The 769-nt window shown below is 45.4% G+C and carries 1 protein-coding gene; it reads left to right on the top strand.

Annotated elements, in window-relative coordinates; genetic code table 11:
• Positions 1-769: hypothetical protein (locus E1189_RS09035; RefSeq protein WP_196221340.1), on the top strand; the 769-nt coding region annotated here is incomplete at both ends.

Below are 769 nucleotides of genomic sequence, written 5' to 3' on the forward strand. Positions count from 1 at the left end.
CGTGCTATGAAGCAAGCCCTGCCTTTGACTGTGTTATGTCTGTTCTATCCTTTGGAAGCTTTGGCTGTAAAAATTGATCCCAAGACGGGGTTACCCTTTACAGACGACGTGCTGTTGCAGCATATGATGGGAAAGAAAGACAAATCGGGTGGTGCAGATTTTTCAGGATTAAATGGGCCACTAGAGGCTAGAGAGCTGCTCTTTGATCAGTTGGTGGGAGTGAACGATACCGTTGTCTCAATATATGAGCCTACTTTCACTCTGACCATAAAAAACGATAGAGAGAGAAAAGCTCTTAATGATATGGGTTTGCGTTTTTCGCTAGCTATATACCCTGTTGTTAACGGAATGCGCACCCGAGGACGCTTTATAAGGAGAGGGCTGTCTGTAAAGCAGCATGGTGTATTGAAACAGACTATCCCCCTTGAAGCGTTTTATCAGGAGAATGCTACTGACTACAGTGTTTCCCTTTCCTATGAAAGTCTGAACAAGATACCTATAGAAATCACCCGTTTTTACCTTCAGGTGTCTCCACTTCCGCCAGAGATAAGCTGGGAGTTGAGAGGTAGGGAAGCGCTTTACTATGAACTCATGCCAGAGGCTACTGTTCTTGGTCCGCCTCCGGCTATGACTGCTGTAGAGTTGGAAGAGGGAGCCACTTTTTTGCAAAACAGAGGTGTGGCCCTGAAAAAGAACATACTGGTTCTTGATCTCTCCAAAACTCCTGCTGATGGATCGTCAGCGTCTGATAATGCGGTTTATCAATACT

Source organism: Parendozoicomonas verongulae, assembly GCF_009711465.1.
Lineage (GTDB): Bacteria > Pseudomonadota > Gammaproteobacteria > Pseudomonadales > Endozoicomonadaceae > Sansalvadorimonas > Sansalvadorimonas verongulae.